The organism is Curtobacterium sp. AC268 (genome assembly GCF_979258745.1).
Genome location: NZ_OZ409878.1, coordinates 3,172,624 through 3,191,263 on the forward strand (window position 1 = coordinate 3,172,624; position 18,640 = coordinate 3,191,263).

Annotated in this window: 14 protein-coding genes; 5 read left to right on the top strand and 9 right to left on the bottom strand. The window is 72.8% G+C overall.

All coding sequences use genetic code 11. From position 1 onward, the window contains the following. Positions 1-4: 4 nt before the first annotated feature. Genes ACZZ9K_RS15110 through ACZZ9K_RS15120 form a run of 3 tightly spaced genes read right to left on the bottom strand, consistent with a single transcriptional unit; the run spans position 5 to position 3,027 of the window. Positions 5-1,165 (bottom strand): P-loop NTPase, encoded by a 1,161-nt coding sequence (locus tag ACZZ9K_RS15110; RefSeq protein WP_232749685.1) that lies wholly within the window; start codon positions 1,163-1,165, stop codon positions 5-7. Next, positions 1,158-1,655: a DUF1003 domain-containing protein gene (locus ACZZ9K_RS15115; protein WP_042539423.1), complete on the bottom strand. Its 498-nt coding sequence runs from the start codon at positions 1,653-1,655 to the stop codon at positions 1,158-1,160. Before ACZZ9K_RS15115 ends, ACZZ9K_RS15110 begins: the two co-directional genes overlap by 8 nt. Positions 1,656-1,707: 52 nt before the next feature. After that, a complete protein-coding gene (locus ACZZ9K_RS15120; protein ID WP_138802738.1) occupies positions 1,708-3,027 on the bottom strand; it encodes a magnesium transporter MgtE N-terminal domain-containing protein in 1,320 nt (439 codons plus the stop codon). 118 nt (positions 3,028-3,145) lie between these two features. Here ACZZ9K_RS15120 and ACZZ9K_RS15125 point away from each other — a divergent pair, with 118 nt between their 5' ends. Then, positions 3,146-4,027 (top strand): YflT domain-containing protein, encoded by an 882-nt coding sequence (locus ACZZ9K_RS15125; protein ID WP_463444482.1) that lies wholly within the window; start codon positions 3,146-3,148, stop codon positions 4,025-4,027. A gap of 505 nt (positions 4,028-4,532) precedes the next feature. Here ACZZ9K_RS15125 and ACZZ9K_RS15130 read toward each other — a convergent pair. Continuing rightward, positions 4,533-5,003, bottom strand: a complete 471-nt coding sequence (locus ACZZ9K_RS15130) for a GNAT family N-acetyltransferase (RefSeq protein ID WP_185974231.1) — start codon at positions 5,001-5,003, stop codon at positions 4,533-4,535. A 15-nt stretch (positions 5,004-5,018) separates the two neighbouring features. After that, positions 5,019-6,503 carry an aminopeptidase P family protein gene (locus ACZZ9K_RS15135; RefSeq protein WP_463444483.1) on the bottom strand — a complete coding sequence of 495 codons (1,485 nt, stop codon included), beginning with the start codon at positions 6,501-6,503 and terminating at the stop codon, positions 5,019-5,021. Positions 6,504-6,573: 70 nt separating this feature from the next. Between ACZZ9K_RS15135 and ACZZ9K_RS15140 the strand changes: the two genes are divergently transcribed. Further along, complete coding sequence (locus ACZZ9K_RS15140) at positions 6,574-7,446, top strand: PHP domain-containing protein (RefSeq protein ID WP_463444484.1); 873 nt, start codon at positions 6,574-6,576, stop codon at positions 7,444-7,446. A 156-nt stretch (positions 7,447-7,602) separates the two neighbouring features. On the opposite strand, the gene ACZZ9K_RS15145 is transcribed toward ACZZ9K_RS15140, so the two are convergent. Then, positions 7,603-9,108 (bottom strand): DEAD/DEAH box helicase, encoded by a 1,506-nt coding sequence (locus ACZZ9K_RS15145; protein ID WP_214520856.1) that lies wholly within the window; start codon positions 9,106-9,108, stop codon positions 7,603-7,605. Positions 9,109-9,276: 168 nt separating this feature from the next. Between ACZZ9K_RS15145 and ACZZ9K_RS15150 the strand changes: the two genes are divergently transcribed. Next, positions 9,277-9,993, top strand: a complete 717-nt coding sequence (locus ACZZ9K_RS15150) for a ferritin-like fold-containing protein (RefSeq protein WP_027464579.1) — start codon at positions 9,277-9,279, stop codon at positions 9,991-9,993. 44 nt (positions 9,994-10,037) lie between these two features. Here ACZZ9K_RS15150 and ACZZ9K_RS15155 read toward each other — a convergent pair whose 3' ends face one another. Both ACZZ9K_RS15155 and ACZZ9K_RS15160 read right to left on the bottom strand, forming a co-directional pair. Beyond that, entirely contained in the window at positions 10,038-10,334 is a 297-nt protein-coding gene (locus ACZZ9K_RS15155; protein WP_463444485.1) for a hypothetical protein, read from the bottom strand. 4 nt (positions 10,335-10,338) lie between these two features. After that, a complete protein-coding gene (locus ACZZ9K_RS15160; protein ID WP_463444486.1) occupies positions 10,339-10,563 on the bottom strand; it encodes a DUF3107 domain-containing protein in 225 nt (74 codons plus the stop codon). A 127-nt stretch (positions 10,564-10,690) separates the two neighbouring features. Between ACZZ9K_RS15160 and ACZZ9K_RS15165 the strand changes: the two genes are divergently transcribed. Then, on the top strand, positions 10,691-13,846 hold the full coding sequence (locus ACZZ9K_RS15165; RefSeq protein ID WP_463444487.1) for a PD-(D/E)XK nuclease family protein: 3,156 nt from the start codon (positions 10,691-10,693) through the stop codon (positions 13,844-13,846). After that, complete coding sequence (locus ACZZ9K_RS15170; protein ID WP_463444488.1) at positions 13,843-17,136, top strand: UvrD-helicase domain-containing protein; 3,294 nt, start codon at positions 13,843-13,845, stop codon at positions 17,134-17,136. Before ACZZ9K_RS15165 ends, ACZZ9K_RS15170 begins: the two co-directional genes overlap by 4 nt. A 439-nt stretch (positions 17,137-17,575) precedes the next feature. Here the strand turns inward: ACZZ9K_RS15170 and ACZZ9K_RS15175 are convergent, their stop codons facing one another. Continuing rightward, the gene (locus ACZZ9K_RS15175; protein ID WP_111090644.1) at positions 17,576-18,574 is read right to left on the bottom strand and encodes a phosphotransferase; all 999 of its coding nucleotides are present in this window, start codon (positions 18,572-18,574) and stop codon (positions 17,576-17,578) included. Positions 18,575-18,640: the final 66 nt, after the last annotated feature.

Below are 18,640 nucleotides of genomic sequence, written 5' to 3' on the forward strand. Positions count from 1 at the left end.
GAGCCTAGGACAGCGACAACCCGAGCTTCCGGCCGGCGAGCCCGCGTCCCATCGTGGTGATCCGGTCGGCGATCGCCGTCAGGGCGACGGCGGACGGGTCCTCCGGTGCGCCGAGCACCACCGGGACGCCCGCGTCGCCGCCCTCGCGCAGCGGCACCGACAGCGGCACGCTGCCGAGCACCGGAACGGGGGCGTCCTGCCCGCGGGAGAGCCGTGCGGCGGTCTCGGCGCCGCCACCCTCGCCGAACAGGTGCAGCACCGAGCCGTCGGGCTGCACGAGCCCGGCCATGTTCTCGACCACGCCGATGACCCGCTGCCCGGTCTGCCGGGCGACGATCCCGCTGCGCTCGGCGACGTCGGCCGCGGCGGCCTGCGGGGTCGTGACGACCAGGACCTCGGCGTGCGGCAGCAGCTGCCCCACCGAGATCGCGACGTCGCCGGTGCCCGGGGGCAGGTCGAGCAGCAGGACGTCGAGGTCGCCGAAGAACACGTCGGTCAGGAACTGGTTCACGGTGCGGTGCAGCATCGGTCCGCGCCACGACACCGCGGTCGAGACGTCGTCGACGAACATGCCGATCGACACGACCTTCACGTCGTGCGCCACCGGCGGCAGGATCATGCTGTCCACCCGGGTCGGGCGGGGTGCGACCCCGTGCTCGTCGGTCAGGCCCATCAAGCCGGGGACGCTGAAGCCGTGCACGTCGACGTCGACGACCCCGACCCGCAGACCCCGGCGGGCGAGCGCGACGGCGAGGTTCACGGTGACGGTGGACTTGCCGACGCCGCCCTTGCCGCTCGTGACGGCGATGACGCGCGTGAGCGAGTCCGCGGTGAACTGGACGCCCTTGGGGCGGCCGGCTCGCAGCCGTTCGGTCAGCGCGGAGCGCGTGGCCGGGTCCATCACGGACACGTCGACGTCGACTGCGGCGACCCCCGGGACGGACCCGGCGGCGACGCGGACGTCGCGCTCGATGGTGTCGGCGGCAGGGCACCCCACGATCGTGAGCTGCAGGTCGACGCGCACCGCGCCTCCTGGCCGCACGTCGACACCGCGGATCATGTCGAGCTCCGTGACGGGGCGGCGGATCTCGGGGTCGATGACGCGGCCGAGCGCGGCGAGGACCGCCGTGCCGAGCTGTTCGTCGGTGGGGACGGCGTCAGCCACGGGTGGAGCTGTCGTGTTCGTCCGCGTAGCCGGCCTCGTCGGCGTCGCGGCGGTCGAGCTCCTCGAGCAGGGAGCGGAGCTCGGCGCGGATGAAGTCCTTCGACGCCATGTCCCGCATCGCCAGGCGCAGGGCCACGACCTCGCGGGCCAGGTACTCGGTGTCGGCCAGGTTGCGTTCGGCGCGCTGGCGGTCCTGCTCGAACTGCACGCGGTCGCGGTCGTCCTGCCGGTTCTGCGCGAGCAGGATCAGCGGGGCGGCGTACGAGGCCTGCAGCGAGAGCACGAGCGTCAGAGCCGTGAAGCCGATGGCCGCCGAGTCGAACTGCCACGGCTTCGGCGCCAGGGTGTTGTAGCCCATCCAGACCACGCAGAACAGCGTGAGCCCGATGAGGAACCAGGGCGTGCCCATGCCGCGGGCGATGCCCTCGGTCGCGCGACCGAAGGTGTCCCCGCGACCACGGCGGCGGCTGGGGAGCACACGCGTGCGCATGCCCTTCGGGGAGTCGAGCCGGACCTCTTGCCGGTCACGGTCGCGACGGTTGTCATCCGTTCGGGCCACGGGTGGTCCTCCTTCCCGTCGTCACGGGTGTCCTGCGCGGGCGTTGGCGTGGAAGCGGTGAGGGTTCCCCCTCGCCCTGACTTCGCCAGTCGTCCGGCAGGACGTGGTCGAGGACATCGTCGATCGTCACCACCCCGACGAGACGGTGGGCGTCGTCGACCACGGGGACGGACAGCAGGTTGTAGGTCGCCATGATGCGGGTGACCTCGGCGGCGCTCGCGTCGACCCGGACCGGTTCGGTCTGCTGGTCGATGAGCGTGCCGAGCCGCTCGTTCGGCGGGTAGCGGAGCATCCGCTGGAAGTGCACGAGCCCGAGGAACCGACCGGTCGGCGGCTCGTACGGCGGCAGGGTGACGCAGACGGCGGCGCCGAGCACCGGCGCGAGCTCGTGGCGGCGGACCAGCGCGAGGCCCTCGGCCACGGTGGCGTCTGCCGAGACGATCACCGGTTCGGTGGTCATCAGACCACCGGCGGTGTCCGGCTCGTACTCCAGGAGCATGCGGACGTCCTGCGCCTCCTCCGGCTCCATGAGCTGCAGGAGAGCTTCGCTCCGCTCGTCGGAGAACTGGGCGAGGACGTCGGCCGCGTCGTCCGGCTGCATCTGGTCGAGGACGTCGGCGGCGCGGGCGTCGACCAGCCGGGTGAGGATCTCGATGCGCTCCTGGTCGGGCATCTCCTCGAGCACGTCGGCGAGTCGGTCGTCCGGGAGTTCCTCGGCGACCTCGAACCGGCGCTCGGCGGGCAGGTCGAGCAGCGTCGACGCGAGGTCGGCGGGCAGCAGGTCGGAGTAGGCGGCGATGACGTGCTCGGCGGACTGGGCCTCGCCGGGGAGCTCGTCCTCGGTGACCTCGTTCCACGTCGCGAACGTCGTCGGGCCCTTGCCGAACGGCGACGGCGTGGTCTTCGGCTTGCGGAGGAAGAGCTGCGCGACCTCCCAGTCGCCCTGCCCGCGGTCCTCGATCGCGACGTCCTCGATGGTGGCGCGGATCCGCTGGTTCTTGACGAGTACCTTGCGGCCGAGCATCTCCGCGATGACGCGGACCTCGCCGCCGCGCTGCTCGAAGCGGCGCATGTTCACCAGGCCGGTCGTGATGACCTGCCCGGCACCGATCGAGGTGATGCGGCCGATGCTCACGAAGATGCGGCGCTTGCCGGGCACCTCGACGATGAGCCCGACGACGTGCGGGGGATCGGCCCGGCGGTAGACGACCAGGACGTCCCGGACCCTGCCGACGCGGTCGCCCGCGGGGTCGAAGACGGAGCACCCGGCGAGGCGGGCGACGAAGACCTTCGTGGCGCTCACCCGACCCAGCGTAGTCGCTCGGGTGTGGGCGTTCGCGCGCGCCGGTCGGCTGCTTCCGATCGGCTGCTTCCCTGAGAGTGCACGTGCGATTGCAAGGTGTGCGGTGAATGATGGCTGTGTGAGCAATCAGAGCCCCTTCGCCGGCAGGACCGCCCAGGCGTTCCCGACGCTGCCCAAGGGCGACGTCCTGGGAACGTACGACAGCTACCCCGACGCGCAGCGCGTGGTGGCGAAGCTGGCCGAGGCCGACTTCCCCGTCAACCAGCTCTCGATCGTCGGCAACGACCTGAAGACGGTCGAGCGGGTCACCGGCAAGATGACCTACGGCCGTGCCGCCATCGCCGGCGCGCTGTCCGGCCTGTGGCTCGGCATCTTCTTCGGCATCGTGCTCACGCTCTTCTCGCCGAGCGCCGGCGGCCTGATCCTGGCGGCCGCGATCATCGGTGCCGCGTTCGGCATGCTCTACGGCATCGTCTCGTTCGCGATCACGAAGCGACAGCGCGACTTCACGAGCGTGCACCAGGTGCTCGCCACGAACTACCAGATCGTCGTCAACCCGCAGCTGACCGGGCAGGCGCAGCGGATCCTCGGCGAGCACGGGGCGACTCCGTCCACGCACTGGAACGACGCTCCCCAGCAGCAGCAGCAGCAGCAGCAGTGGCGTCCCGGCCCCGGTGGGGTCCCGCCGCAGCAGCAGTCGCCGTACGGCGAGCACGCCACGCCGCACCAGCAGCCGGGAGGCCCGCAACACCCCGGCACGTCGGCCTCCGGCGCGCAGACCGGTGCGCCTTCGGGCCCGCCGCGCTACGGGACGAACGACGGACCCCGGTACGGGGAGACCCCCGAGACGGCCGCCGCCCCCGCGGCCCCGCCGGTGCCGGAGCGTCGACCCGAGGAGCCGCCGCGCTACGGCGAGCGGGTCGTCGGTGCCACGCCGCCGGAGCCCTCGTCCTCGCCGGACGCCCAGCGCGACGGGGACGGGGACAGCGACCGCCCCTAGCCGCGCTCCGGCTGCTGCGCTCGGGCTCCGACGGGCGTGATCGGTGGCCGGTGATGCGGTCGGGCGTCGGGTCGTTCGACACGCCGCTCACGTCCGCCGAGGTCGCACGAAGTGTCGCCGCCGAGTGCCCCGGGCGGCGCTGCGGCGACCGCAGCGGTGGAGTCCGGGCGGTCCGGGTGGTCCTGGCGGTCCGAGTGGTCGCAAAACCCCGCGCGCACGGCGTCGAGCGGTCAGAGATCGTCGTTCGGCGCCGGCCAAGACGACGGTTCGTGACCGCTCGGCCTCGGGCAGACGGCACGTCGTGACCGGGAGCGGTGCGGGCCCCGGGCGTGGCGGCACGGCACGGCACGGCACAATACGGCACCGCACCGCGGCGGACGGCATCGCACGGCACCGCATCGCCCGGTAGCGCACCGGACGGCACCGCACCGGACCGCATCGCACGGCACCGCACCGGACGGAGCCGCGCGGCACCGGACGGCATCGCCGGCCAGGCTCGGTCTGGCTAGAGGACCTTCGAGTAGCAGACCGACAGGGGCGCCCCGACGTAGGGCCCGAAGTTCGCGATCCGCCGGAACCCCTCGCGCTGGTAGAACCCGACGGCGCGCTGCTGCGCCGTGCCCGTCTCGAGGACGAGCGCCGGGGACCCGAGGTCGAGCGCGGCCTCTTCCAGCCGTCGCAGCAACGCGGCCGCGACACCGGACCCGCGGGACTCCGGTCGGACGTACATCCGCTTGATCTCCGCGATGCCGTCGTCGACGATGCGCAGCCCCCCGCACCCCAGGGGAGTACCGGACTCGTCCCGCGCGACGAAGAACACCGCGATCGAGTCGGCGGTCGGCTTCTCACCCGGTTCGGTGTCGCCGCCGTGCGCCCGGTCGATCTCCAGTCGCTGCGCGGCGCGGAGTCGCTGGGCGTCAGGGGAGTCGAAGTGCTCGACCTCGATCGAGAAGGTGTTCGGGGAGGCCTCGGGCATGGTCACCCGATCAGGCTAGCGGCCCGAGCGGGCGATCCACCCCTCCACTTCCGAGGGGGTCCGGGGGATGCCGACGGACAGGTTCTCGGCGCCGTCCTCGGTCACCAGGATGTCGTCCTCGATGCGGACACCGATGCCGCGGAACTCCTCCGGCACGGTCAGGTCGTCCTGCTGGAAGTACAGCCCGGGCTCGATCGTGAAGACCATGCCGGCCTGCACCGTGCCGTCGAGGTACATCTCGCGGCGGGCCTTCGCGCAGTCGTGCACGTCGAGCCCGAGGTGGTGGCTCGTGCCGTGCACCATGTAGCGGCGGTGGAACTGGTTGTCCGGCTCGAGCGACTCGGCAGCCGAGACCGGCAGGAAGCCCCACTCGGCGGTCTTCCGCGCGATGACCTCCATCGCCGTCGCGTGCACCTGGCGGAACGTGATGCCCGGCTTGACGATCGCGAACGCGGCGTCGGCGGCTTCGAGCACGGCTTCGTAGACCATGCGCTGCACGGGCGAGAACGTGCCGCTCACCGGGAGCGTGCGGGTGATGTCGGCGGTGTAGAACGAGTCGACCTCGACCCCGGCGTCGATGAGGATGAGGTCGCCCGGCTGCACGGCGCCGTCGTTGCGGGTCCAGTGCAGGATGCAGGCGTGGTGGCCGGAGGCGGCGATGGTGTCGTAGCCCACGGTGTTGCCGTCCGCGCGCGCCCGGCGGTTGAACGTGCCCTCGACGATGCGCTCACCGCGCGGGTGCGCGAGCACGGCGTCGAAGTCGCCGATGACGTCGTCGAACCCGTGCTTCGTGGCGTCGACGGCCTTGCGGAGCTCACGGACCTCGTACGCGTCCTTGACGAGTCGCAGCTCGGACAGGTCACGGGAGAGCAGGTCGTCGGTGGCCGGCGACCCCTCGGTCTCGTCCGCGCCACCGATCGCCGCGCCGATGCGGGCGTCGAGGGAACGGGTCAGGTCGTCGTCGGCTTCACGCACGAGCAGCGCCGACGTGTCGAGTGCATCGGCGACGGCCGTGAACGCCCCGAGGTCGGCGGTGGTCAGCCCGAGGTCGGCTGCGACGGCGTCGAGCGAGGGGCGCGGACCGACCCAGAACTCCCCGATCTCGGGGTTGGCGTAGAACTCTTCCGAGTCGCGGCCTGCGGTGGCGCGGAAGTACAGCGTGGCGTCGTGCCCGGAGCCGTTCGGCGTCATGACGAGCACGGAGCCGACGACGGTGTCGGTGCCCCAACCGGTCAGGTGGGCGAAGGTGGAGTGCGGGCGGAACGGGTAGTCGCAGTCGTTCGAGCGGACCTTGGCCTGCCCGGCCGGCACCACGATGGTGCGGCCCGGGTGCAGCTCGGAGATGCGCGCGCGACGCTCGGCGGCGAACGCGGCCTGCTCGCGGGGCTCGGGCTGCGCCTCCGAGCGCTCCGCCCACTGCGACCCGATGAAGTCCTTGAAGGTCGAGGACCCGGGGGTCGTGGATCGGTTGCTCGTCGCGCGGGGAGTCGTGTCGGCCATGCGTCCATCATCGCACCGCCCGGGGACACCCGGCCTGTGCGGCCGCTCACCTGTGGATAGCATTGGCCACGTGCCAGACCCGTTCATCGACCTGCACGCGCACTCCAGTGTCTCCGACGGCACCGAGCGTCCCGCGGAGCTCGTCCGAGCGGCCGCGGCCGCCGGACTCGACGCCGTCGCGCTGACCGACCACGACACGACCGCGGGGTGGGCGGACGCCACGGCCGCGGCGCACGAGCTGCCCCTGACCCTGCTGCCCGGCCTCGAGCTGAGCACCCGGATCGGCTACCGCAGCGTGCACGTGCTCGGCTACCTGGTGGACCCCGAGCACCCCGGACTGGTCGAGGAGACGACCCGGATCCGCGACGGCCGGCTCTCCCGCGCGCACCGCATGGTCGACCGCATCGCCGAGGACCACCCGATCACCTGGGCGGACGTCCTGGCCCAGTCCAGCCCCGGCGCCACGATCGGCCGTCCGCACATCGCCGACGCCCTGGTCGCCCGCGGGCTCGAGGCCGACCGGTCTGCGGCGTTCCGCGGCATCCTGCACCCGGCGTCCGGCTACTACGAACCCCACGAGGCACCGTCGCCCCTGCGCGGCGTCGAACTCATCCGGCAGGCGGGCGGCGTGCCCGTCATCGCGCACCCGGCGGCGTCCTCGCGCGGGATCGTCATCGACGAGCCGATGCTCCGCGACCTGGTCGACGCCGGGCTCGGCGGGCTCGAGGTCGACCACCGCGAGAACCTGGCACACGGCAAGCGCACCCTGCTCGACTGGGCAACGCGCTACGGACTGTTCGTCACCGGTTCGAGCGACTACCACGGCACCGGCAAGCCGAACCGGCTGGGAGAGCACCGCACCGCACGCGTCTCGTTCGACGCGATCCTGTCCGAGGCCACCGGCAGCGCCCCGGTCGTCGGCCCCGGTTCGCGTCTGGCCTGACCGCAGACCGAACGACCGGCCACCGAGTCTTCGGCCTGGCCGACAGTCCACGCGTCGGCGTGTGCGTGAACTGTCGCTGCGCGCGTGACGCCGGTCCGCGGGTGGAGACGGCGAAGGGCCCGTCGCGTCAGCGACGAGCCCTTCGGCCTGGAGGCGCTACTCGCCGTCCGACGTACCCTGCGGTGCCGAGGCGGTCGCCGAGGCATCACCGGTGCCGGCTCCGCGACGACGGCGACGACGGCGACGCTTCGCGGCGCCGTCGGTGGAACCACCTTCGACGGCCGAGCCGTCCTCGGTGCCCGCGGCGGCGGTGGGGGCGACCGACTCGGTGGCCGGAGCCTGCGGGGCGGACTGCTCCGAGCCTCCTGACCGGGTGCGGCTGCGCGACCGCGAACGCGACGCGTCACGCGAACCCGAGGCCGGGCGGTCGCTGCTGCGCTTCTCGACGGGGGCGCCGGCCGAGGCGGCGTGCGACGACGAGCCGGGCAGGCGGCCCTTGGTGCCCTTGGGGATGTCGAGTTCCTCGAACAGGTGGGGCGACGACGAGTAGGTCTCGACGGGCTCGGGGATGCCGAACTCGAGGGCCTTGTCGATCAGCGTCCACTTGTGCAGGTCGTCCCAGTCGACGAACGTGACCGCGATGCCGGTCTTGCCGGCGCGGCCCGTGCGGCCGGCACGGTGCAGGTACGTGTCCGGGTCGTCCGGGATCGTGTGGTTGATCACGTGCGTGACGTCGTCCACGTCGATGCCGCGGGCAGCGACGTCGGTGGCGATGAGCACGTCACGCTTGCCGGCCTTGAACGCCGCCATCGCGCGCTCGCGCTGCTCCTGGTTGAGGTCGCCGTGCACCGCTGCGGCGTTGAACCCGCGGTCCTTCAGCTCCTCGACGAGCTTCGCCGCGGCCCGCTTGGTGCGGGTGAAGATCACGGTCTTGCCGCGGCCCTCGGCCTGGAGGATGCGGGCGATGACCTCGTCCTTGTCCAGGGAGTGCGCACGGTAGATGAGGTGCTTGATGTTGGCCTGCATGAGGCCCTCGTCCGGGTCGGTCGCCCGGATGTGCACCGGACGGCTCATGAACCGGCGGGCGAGGGCGACGATCGGCGCGGGCATCGTCGCCGAGAACAGCATCGTGTGCCGCACCTCGGGGACGGCCTGGAAGATGCGCTCGATGTCCGACAGGAACCCGAGGTCGAGCATGCGGTCGGCCTCGTCGAGCACGACCTCCTGCACGTGGGAGAGGTCGAGCAGACGCTGCCGCTGCAGGTCGATGAGCCGCCCGGGCGTGCCGACGACGATCTGGGCACCGGCCTTGAGCTGCTCCACTTGGCCCTCGTAGGCCTTGCCGCCGTAGATCGAGACGACCGTGGTCGGGCGGTTCGAGGCCGCGAGCTCGAGGTCCTCGGTGACCTGGACCGCGAGTTCACGGGTCGGGACGACGACGAGCGCCTTCACGCCGTGCGCCGGATCGGCACCGAGTCGCTGGATCAGCGGCAGGCCGAAGCCGAGCGTCTTGCCGGTACCGGTCTTGGCCTGGCCGATGATGTCCTGGCCGGTCAGGCCGAGCGGGATGGTCTGTTCCTGGATCGGGAAGGGCTCGATGATGCCCTTGCCGGCCAGTGCATCGACGATGTCCTGGTCGATGTTGAGGTCTGAGAAAGTCAAAGAATCACCTTAGTTCTGGTGGAAGTCCCGGCCAGTCTACCGACGGGCGCGTGGTCCGGGGCGCTCCGGCCACCGGCGGGCGCGTGGTCCGGGGTGCTCCGGGGTGCGTCGGGGCGTCCGGGCGGGCGACCGGCGGGTGCCACGGGACGTGCCCTCTATGCTGGTCCGGTGGTCTCGTGGTGGAACCGGAAGCGCGCGGCGCAGCTCGCTGCCGCATGGCTCGCGTCGCGGAACCCGCGCGGAGCCGCGCAGGTCAAGCGGCTCGCACTCGACGACGTCACACCGGAGCTCGACGTCTACCTGGGGCAGGCCGCGTACCTGCAGCTCTCCGTCTACGAGACGATGGGACGGGCCGGTGCTTCGGCACCGACGCTCTCCGGCCGTCTGGTCACCGGGGTCCTCGCGACCACGGCGCTCGAGCGGCACCGCACCATCGTGGCCGAGATCGAGCGCAGCGGCGGAGACCCGGCGGCGCTGATGGCCCCGCACCGCGAGGCGATCGACCTGTTCCTCGAACGGACGAGCGGTGCCGACTGGTACGAGTCGATGCTGACCGGCTACGTGACGGCCGGCATCCTGAACGACCTGTTCGGCAACCTGCTCCGCTCGCTGCCGACCGACGTGCGGCAGCGGCTGCGTTCGGTGTTCGACGCCCGCGAGGAAGCAGCGGTCGTGGAAGAACTGACGGCCCACATCGAGAACGACCCGCGGATCGGTTCGCGCCTGGCGATGTGGGGACGGCGCCTGGTGGGCGACACCCTGCTGGTCGCCCGGTCGGCGCTGGCGTCGCACGCCCGAGAGGACCAGGAGCGGCTCGAGCCGGTCTGGACCGAACTCATCGCCGCGCACACCCGACGGATGGACGCGCTCGGCCTGACGGCCTGACGGCCTGAGCGGTCAGTCTGCTCGATGGTCAGGCTGCGCGAGTGTCAGGCGCCGCGGGTCTTGAGCTGCTCGTAGTACTCGGCGTCGCGCTTCTCGCGCTGCGTGCCGAGGAGCCACTCGACGACGAGGGCGGCCAGGCCGGACCCCACGAGGGCCACGACCCAGATCCAGGTGCCGTCGTACCGCCACCCGGCCCAGGTGAGCGCTTCCCAGAGGACGGCTGCGGCGATGCCGCCGACCGCGGGGCCGACGAGCACGCCGCGGTTCGACCGCCACGGCAGGATCACGTGCGCGACCGCACCGATGATGACGCCGCCGAGGACGGCGAAGAGCAGTTCCACGTCGTCAGGCGACGAAGCCGATGCGCCGTGCCTCTTCCGCGCCGACCTCGACGTACGCCAGAGCCGAGACAGGGACGATGAAGCGACGGCCCTTGTCGTCCTGCAGCGACAGGTGCGTCGACTGCGCGGTGAGCGCGTCGGACACGGCCTTCTCGACCTGGTCCGCGGTCTGGGCGGTCTCGAAGGCGATCTCGCGAGGGCTGTTGATGATGCCGATCTTGATGTCCACGAACACAGCGTATCCGAGCGGTCCCGTGCGGTATCGGGCGTTCGCCGCGGGCGCACTCGACGGCGTGACGACCGGTGCCCCGCGCGTCCGCAGCGGTGCTGTCGGCGGTCCTGGGTACCGTACGAGCGTGCCGCAGACCACGCTGATGCCCGCTCCCGAGGACACCGGGTTCGCGCGCGCACTGGTCGACGACCCCTCGCAGGCCGCGGTGCTCGCGCTGCCGGACGGCCGACACGCAGCGGTGATCGGTGCGCCGGGCAGCGGCAAGACGACCACGCTCGCCCGGCTCGTCGCCGACCGGCTGACCCGTCCCGACGCGATCACCCTCGACGGGCACGCGACGGTCCTCGCCCTGACCTCTGCTCGGACGGCTGCAACGGCGCTGCGTGACCGGCTCGCGCGGGCGGTCGACCGGGTCGTGCCGGGTGCCCTCGCACGCACCGTGAACTCACTGGCGTTCCAGATCGTCACCCACGCGGCGTCGGTGCAGGGGCAGGAACCCCCGACGCTGCTGACCGGTGGGGAGCAGGACCGGATCATCGCCGACCTGCTCGCCGGGCACGAACTCGACGGCGCCGGACCGGCCTGGCCCGACCCGATCACCTCCGTGGTCCGGGAGCGAGCCGGGTTCCGCACCGCCCTGCGCGACGTCATGATGCGTGCGGTGGCCGCCGGCGTCGAACCCGACGACATGCGGGAACTCGGCGACGAGCTCGGACGGCCCGAGTGGCGGGCCGTCGGCGACTTCGTGGACGACTACCGGGCATCGGTCACCGCGTTCCGGCCGACCGGACTCGACTCCGGTGAACTCGTGGCGTACGCCACCGCCGCGGTGCTGCGGCACGAGCTCCCCGCCGGCATCGCCGCCCTGCGCCTGGTCGTGGTCGACGACACGCAGGAGCTGGTAGAGGGCGAGATCGCCCTGCTCGGGGCGCTCGCGCGCTCCGGCGTGCAGGTCGTGGCCTTCGGCGACCCGGACATCGCCGCCTCGGCGTTCCGCGGCGCCGAACCGGACGTGCTCGGTCGACTGGCCGTGCGACTCGGGGTCGACCGCGTCGACGAGCTGTTCCTCGGCGCGGTGCACCGGCACCCCGCCCCCATCCGCGCCCTGGTCACCGGCGTCACGGGTCGCATCGGCACCGCGGCGGCCGGTCGGCAGCGCAGCGCGTCGGCGGGCGACCAGGATGCGCGGTCCGACGCCGTCGTGCACCTCGAGGCCGCCAGCCGGTCCGCGCTCGTCGTGGCGATCGCCCGTCGACTGCGCGAACACCGGCTGCTCGACGGTGTGCCGTGGCACCGGATGGCCGTGGTCACCCGCAGCGGTGCTGCCATCCCCGAACTCGTTCGGGCACTCTCCGTGGCCGAGGTCCCGGCGACCGCCGGTGCCGCACCCGTCCGTCCGCGCGACGACTCCGCGGCGAGGGCGCTGCTCGACGCGGCCGCAGTGGCGCTCGACGTCCTGCCGCTCGACGCCGCCCTGGCCACCGCGTTCGCCACGGGGCCCCTCGGCGGGCTGGACACCCTGGCGATGCGTCGGCTCCGGCTCGCCCTGCGGCGCGAGGAGCTCGCGGGCGAGGGCAGCCGCACCGCCGACGAACTGCTGGTCGATGCACTCGGCGCACCGGAGCGCCTGGCGACGGTGGACGCCGGGTTCGCGCGACGGGCGACCCGGCTGGCCCGGAGCCTGGTGCAGGCGCGTGCCGACGCCCAGGCGGGATCGAGCATCGAGGAGATCCTCTGGGGCCTCTGGGAACGCAGCGGTCTCGCGAAGTCGTGGGGTGCCCAGTCCGCCGCCGGTGGGGTCGGCGCCGGGGAAGCCGACCGGCACCTGGACGCCGTCGTCGGCCTGTTCACCGCCGCCAAGCGCTTCGTCGAGCGCACGCCGGACGCCCCCGCGCGGGTCTTCGTCGACGACCTGCTCGGCGCGGACCTGCCAGAGGACTCGATCGGCCCCGACCGGACCGCCGGTCGGGTGAGGGTGCTGACGCCGTCGGCGACCATCGGACTCGAGTGCGACGTGGTCGTGGTGCTCGGTCTGCAGGACGGCGTCTGGCCGAACACCCGGGTGCGCGGCAGTCTGCTCGACCCGGACGGCTTGGTGCGCGCTGCTGCCGGGGTCGAGCGTTCGCCCATCGACGACCGTGCCGCCGTGGTCGCCGACGAACTCCGGCTGTTCGCCCGGGCCGTCTCGCGCGCCACCACCCAGGTCGTCATCGGCACGGTCGCGAACGACGACGAGTCGCCGTCACCCTTCGTCCGACTCGTCCCGGTGCCGCCGGACCGTCAGCCGACCGTCCACCCGCTGTCCCTGCGTGGGCTCGCCGGGTCGCTGCGCCGCCGGGTGGTGGGCTCCGGCGACCACGAGGCCGCGTCCGCGCTGGCCCGCCTGGCCGAGGCCGAGGTGCCCGGTGCGGCTCCGGACGAGTGGTACGGGCTCGCCGAACCGACCACGGACGACCCCCTGGTCGACCTCGACGCCGAGCCCGCCCCCGAGGTCGAGGGCGGCGAGCCGGTCGCTCCGGCCGTGTCGGTGTCGCCGTCGCGCATCGGCACCTTCGAGGAGTGCCCGGTGCACTGGTTCGCGCAGACCTTCGGCGGCGGTGCCCCGAGCCCGGCGATGGGCATCGGCACGATCGTGCACGAAGCGATGGAGCACGCCACCGAGATCGACGTCGAGTCGCTGTGGGAGCAGGTCGAGGCACGGTGGGACGAGCTCACCTTCGAGTCGCCCTGGGTCGCCGACCGCGAACGCGCCCGGACCCGGCGGATGATCGAGGGGCTGAGCGACTACCTCCGCACCTTCGCCAGTGCCGGCCGTCGACTGCTCGGCGCCGAGACCTCGTTCGCGCTCGTGACCGGCCCCGCCCGCATCCGGGGGAGCATCGACCGCATCGAGGTCGACCCCGAGGGCCGTGTCAGCGTCGTCGACCTGAAGACCGGCCGTTCGATGCCCAGCGAGAAGAACGACATGCCGGAACACCCGCAGCTCGGCGCCTACCAACTCGCGGTCGAGGACGGCGCGGTCGAGGGCGTGCCGGCGGGGTCGCCGATGACCGATGCCCGGCTGGTGTTCGTCCAGAACCCCCGCGGCGGACAGGCGTACTCCGAGCGGACGCAGCACGCGTTCGACGCCGAGGCGCGGGAGGCCTACCGCGAGCGGTTGCACGGGGTGGCGCGGGGCATGGCCGGCCGGACGTTCGTGGCGAACGTGGACGACCACTGCGAGAAGGCCCGGACCGGGGTCGAGTGCCGGATCCACGTGGTGGCGGAGGTGACCTGGTGAGCGACACCGCGGACACGACCGACACGGCGGACGCGACCGGCACGGCTGCTGCGGTTGACGCGGCCGACACGGCTGCTGCTGCGCCGCCCGTCATCCGGCACGGCGCCGACGCCCTCGCCGACGCCCTCGGCCGCCCCCGTCCCACCGCCCAGCAGCGCGCCGTCATCGAGTCGCCGCTCGTGCCGGCGCTGGTCGTCGCCGGAGCCGGCAGCGGGAAGACGGAGACGATGGCCTCGCGCGTCGTCTGGCTGCTGGCCAACGGACTCGTCCGACCCGACGAGGTCCTCGGACTGACCTTCACCCGCAAGGCCGCCGGCGAACTCTCCGTCCGCATCAACGACCGCATCCGCGCGCTCGAGGACGTCGGGCTGATCACCCCCGGGGACGCCTTCGAAGCGCCCACCGTCTCGACCTACAACGCCTTCGCCAACGCGGTCTTCCGCGAGAACGCCCTGCTCGTCGGGCGTGACGGCGAGTCCCAGGTGCTGACCGAACCCTCGGCCTGGCAGCTCGCCCGTCGCGTCGTGGTGGCCGCCCGTGACGACCGGCTCGCCGGACTCGACCGCGACGTCGACACCCTGACCGCAGCCGTGGTGGCGCTCGCCGGTGCCACCTCCGAACACCTCGTCGAGCCCGAGGACCTCCGCCGGTTCGCGATCGAGTTCTCCGAGTTGCTCGAACTCCCCGGCAACCGCGGCAAGCCGTACAGGGCGATCACCGACGCGGTCGCCGCGATCGGCGCCCTCGAACCCCTGGCCGACCTGGTCGCCGAGTTCCGGCGGCAGAAGGTCGACCGCGGGTTCGTGGAGTTCTCCGACCAGATCGCCCTCGCGCTCGCCGCGGCCGAGTCGGCCCCTCGCGTCGTCACCGACCTGCGTAGCCGGTACGGGGTGGTGCTCCTCGACGAGTACCAGGACACCTCGGTGGTGCAGACCCGGTTCCTCGCCCGGCTGTTCCGCGGGCACTCGGTGATGGCGGTCGGCGACCCGCACCAGTCGATCTACGGGTTCAGAGGTGCGAGTGCCGCGAACCTCGCCCGGTTCCCGCACGACTTCGGCGGCGACGAACACGGCGTGGCCGAACCCGTCACCTTCGCGCTGTCGACCAGCTGGCGGAACCCGGTGGACGTGCTCGCGGGGGCGAACGCGATCGTGGCACCGCTGTCCGAGGCGTCCGAGGTCGACGTCGAACGGCTCTCGGCCCGGCCGGGCGCGGACGCCGGCACCGTGCGGGTGGTGTTCCCGGAGACCCTGCCGGAAGAGGCCGACGAGGTCGCGGCGTGGTTCCAGGACCACCGCCGTCAGGACCCGACGGGCTCGATGGCGCTGCTGCTGCGCGCGCGGAAGGACCTCGCGGCGTTCACGGCGGCGCTCGGTGCCCGCGGCGTGCCGTACCACGTGCTCGGCACGGGCGGACTGCTCCAACGCCCGGAGATCGTCGACCTGGTGGCGTGCCTCCGGGTGCTGCACGACCCGGCGGCCGGCAACGACCTGATCCGGCTGCTCGCGGGTGCCCGGTGGCGGGTCGGGGCGGCGGACATCGTCGCCCTGCACCAGCTCGCCCGGTGGCTGTTCCAGCGCGACCACACCCAGCAGCGGCTCGACGACGACCTGACCGCGGCGTTCCGGGCGTCCGTTGCCGCCGGCGAACACGGGTCGATCGTCGACGCGCTCGACTTCGTCGCGACCGCGCCCGCCGAGCACGGCGCGCTCGAGGGCATCACCGCAGCTGGTCGCAGCCGGATGCGTGCGCTCGGCGGGCAGCTCGCGATGCTCCGGTCACGCGCGGGGAGCGACCTGGTCGACTTCGTGACGCTCGTCGTGCAGGAGATGCGGCTCGACATCGAGGTCGCCGCGCACGAACAGGGCAGCGGCGCCTACCTCGACGCCTTCATCAACGAACTCGCCGGCTTCGTCTCGACCGACGACCGCGCCGACCTCGGTTCGTTCCTCGGGTGGATCGACGCCGCAGCCCGGCGTGACGACATGGGCCCGCGGTCCGAGGAGCCCGAGGCCGGCACGGTGCAGATCCTGACGATCCACGGGTCGAAGGGGCTGGAGTGGGATGCCGTCGCGGTGCCCCGGATGGTCGAGGGCGGCCTGCCGGCACGCCCGCAGGAGGGCTCGTCCGGCTGGCTGGGGTTCGGCCGGCTGCCGTACGAGTTCCGCGGGGACGCCGCCGAGCTGCCACGACTCGCATGGCGCGGGCAGGAGACCCAGAAGGACGTCACCACGGCGATCGACGCCTTCAAGGAACAGGTGAAGGCCCGCAACGAGGACGAGGAACGCCGGCTCACCTACGTCGCCCTGACCCGTGCCAAGCACGACCTGCTGGTGTCCGGCTCGTTCTGGGCCGGCGGGGTCCGCCCCACCGAGCCGAGCCGCTACCTGCGCGACCTGGTGGACGCCGGCGTCATCGACGGTGCTGCGATCCCGGAGACGACGGTGCACGACGAGAACCCCATGGGGGAGAACGGCGCGACCCAGACCTGGCCGCACGTGCCGTTCGGGCAGCGTGCGCCGCGGGTCCTGGCCGCCGCGGAGCGGGTGCGGAACGCGAACCCCGGAGCGGCGGGGCGCTTCGCCGCCGACATCGACCTGCTGCTCGCCGAACGGCACGCCACCCGGAACGCGAAGCACTCGGTCGCCGTCCCGCACCGGGTGCCGGCGTCGGGCTTCAAGGACTACCTGACCGAACCCGACTCCGTGGCCGAGCGGCTCCGCCGGCCGATGCCGGAGCGACCGTACCGCGCGACCCGGCTCGGCACGCTCTTCCACCAGTGGGTGGAGCAGCGTGCGCGGAGCGGTGGCGCGCTCGAGACCCTCGACGTGTGGGACGGGGAGCTCGACCTCGATGTCGACGACCTCGCCGATGCGTCGCCGGACGCTGTGGTCACCGACGACGACGCTCGTCGACTCGCGGACTTCCAGGCGACGTTCGCCCGCTCCCGCTGGGCCGGGCTCACGCCGATCGAGGTCGAGCGCGAGATCCACATCCCGTTCCTCGGGCACAGCGTCGTCTGCAAGCTCGACGCCGTGTACGAGATCGACGGGCGTGCCGAGGTGGTGGACTGGAAGACGGGCAAGGCACCGTCCGGTGCGGACGACCTGGCCCGACGCACGCTGCAGCTCGCGCTGTACCGCGTCGCCTACGCCGAGTTCACCGGGCGGCCGCTCGACCAGGTCGACGCGGTGTTCTACTTCGTCGCCGACGACCTCGAGGTCCGTCCGACCGAGCTGCTCGACCGCGCTGGACTCGAGCGTGCGTGGTCGGAGGCCGTCGGCAGCTGACGTCCCGCGGAAGGCGCGTCGTGCTCGTGTCGTGCTCCGCCCGTGTCGTGCTGCGCCCGTCGCGCGTCGCGCGCTGCGCGCTGCGCGCTGCGTGCGAGGCGCGCCGCGCTCGTCGCGCGCTGTGCTCTGTCGCGCTGAGCCCGTGTCGAGCCGCGCCCGTGTCGTGCTCCGCCCGTGTCGTGTCGTGCTCCGCCCTGGAGGCCCGGTGCCGGTCCGCCGGGCCTGCACCGGGCCTCCAGGCGGTCGCTTCAGGTGCCCGCGCGGCCGTGACTGGTCACCACACCCCGCAGGACGCACAGCGAGTGGTCACAGACCGTCGGGTGGACACCCTGCGACCGACAGGTCGTGACCGCTCGGCGGAACTGAGCGGGGAGTCGTGACCACCGTGCGGCGGTGTGGACGAGAGGTGTGGGACGAGACGGTGCGGAACGAGACGGCGTCAGCCGTGACGGCGTTCGGTGGAGGACAACAGCTGCTCCACCTCGCCGATCTCCATCGTCTCCGGTGACACGGACTGCAGCGGTTCCGCACTCGGGGCGTGCACCGCGTCGACCAGGCGGTGCATCATCGAGACGGCGTCGTCGACGACCTCGGTGCTCTTCGCCTGCACGCCGTGCAGCAGCCAGTGCGCCGTCTCGAGCTCGTGGTGCACGCGCGCACGCTGAGCGAGCTGGCGGTCGCGTCCGCCGCCGTTCGCCTCGTAGGCGCTGAGGACGGTGTCGAAGGCGTCGCGGCGGCCGGCGAGCACCCAGGCGAGGTCCTTCGCCGGGTCGCCGAGCCGCAGCTCGCCCCAGTCGAGGACCCCGGTCACCGCATCGCCGTCGACGAGCAGGGCTCCGGTGCCGAGCGACCCGTGCACGACGGTCGGTGTGAACTGCCAGAGCTGCTGGTCGCGAGCGGCGCCCTCCCAACGTTCGACGAGCGCGGCGGGGACGAGCTTGGTCGCCACGGCGCGGTCCATCACCGAGACTGCGGACCGGAGCACCTCGAACGGCGTGAGCGAGGGCAGCCCGGCGTCGGAGACGAAGCTCGTCGGCAGCTGGTGGATCGAGGCGACGGCACGGCCGACGCTGGTCGCGAGGTCGGGACGCTCGACGAGCGACGCGAGGGTCGGGTGGGTCCCGGCCAGTCGGGTCGTGACGATGGCGCGCGTCGACCCGATCGGGGCCTGGCCGCGGTACTCGGCGACGCCGAACGGCAGCCGCGTGCGGATGCCGGCGCTCAGCGCACGGATGGCGACGAGGTCGGCTGACTGCCGGGCCTCGGCGCGCTGGTTCCGGGGGCGGCGGATGACGATCTCGGTGCCGTCGGCGTCGCGGAGGAGCGCCGACTCGTAGTCGCCGGCCGCGGCCGAGCCGAGCGTGCGCGTGCCCGTGACGAGGAGACCTGGAACGGCCGTCGTCGCCAACGCGGCTAGAGTGAACTGGGATCCCGCCATGCCCCTCAGGGTAGGCGCGTGACGCGTGCACGGCTGCACGCCACGCTGTTCGGCGGCCCGCACGCC

Coding starts and splice junctions, on each gene's coding strand:
- ACZZ9K_RS15130 (WP_185974231.1), bottom strand. CDS start 5,003: ATGCCCGAGGCCTCCCCGAACACCTTCTCGATCGAGGTCGAGCACTTC.
- ACZZ9K_RS15175 (WP_111090644.1), bottom strand. CDS start 18,574: ATGGCGGGATCCCAGTTCACTCTAGCCGCGTTGGCGACGACGGCCGTT.
- ACZZ9K_RS15135 (WP_463444483.1), bottom strand. CDS start 6,503: ATGGCCGACACGACTCCCCGCGCGACGAGCAACCGATCCACGACCCCC.
- ACZZ9K_RS15115 (WP_042539423.1), bottom strand. CDS start 1,655: ATGCGCACGCGTGTGCTCCCCAGCCGCCGCCGTGGTCGCGGGGACACC.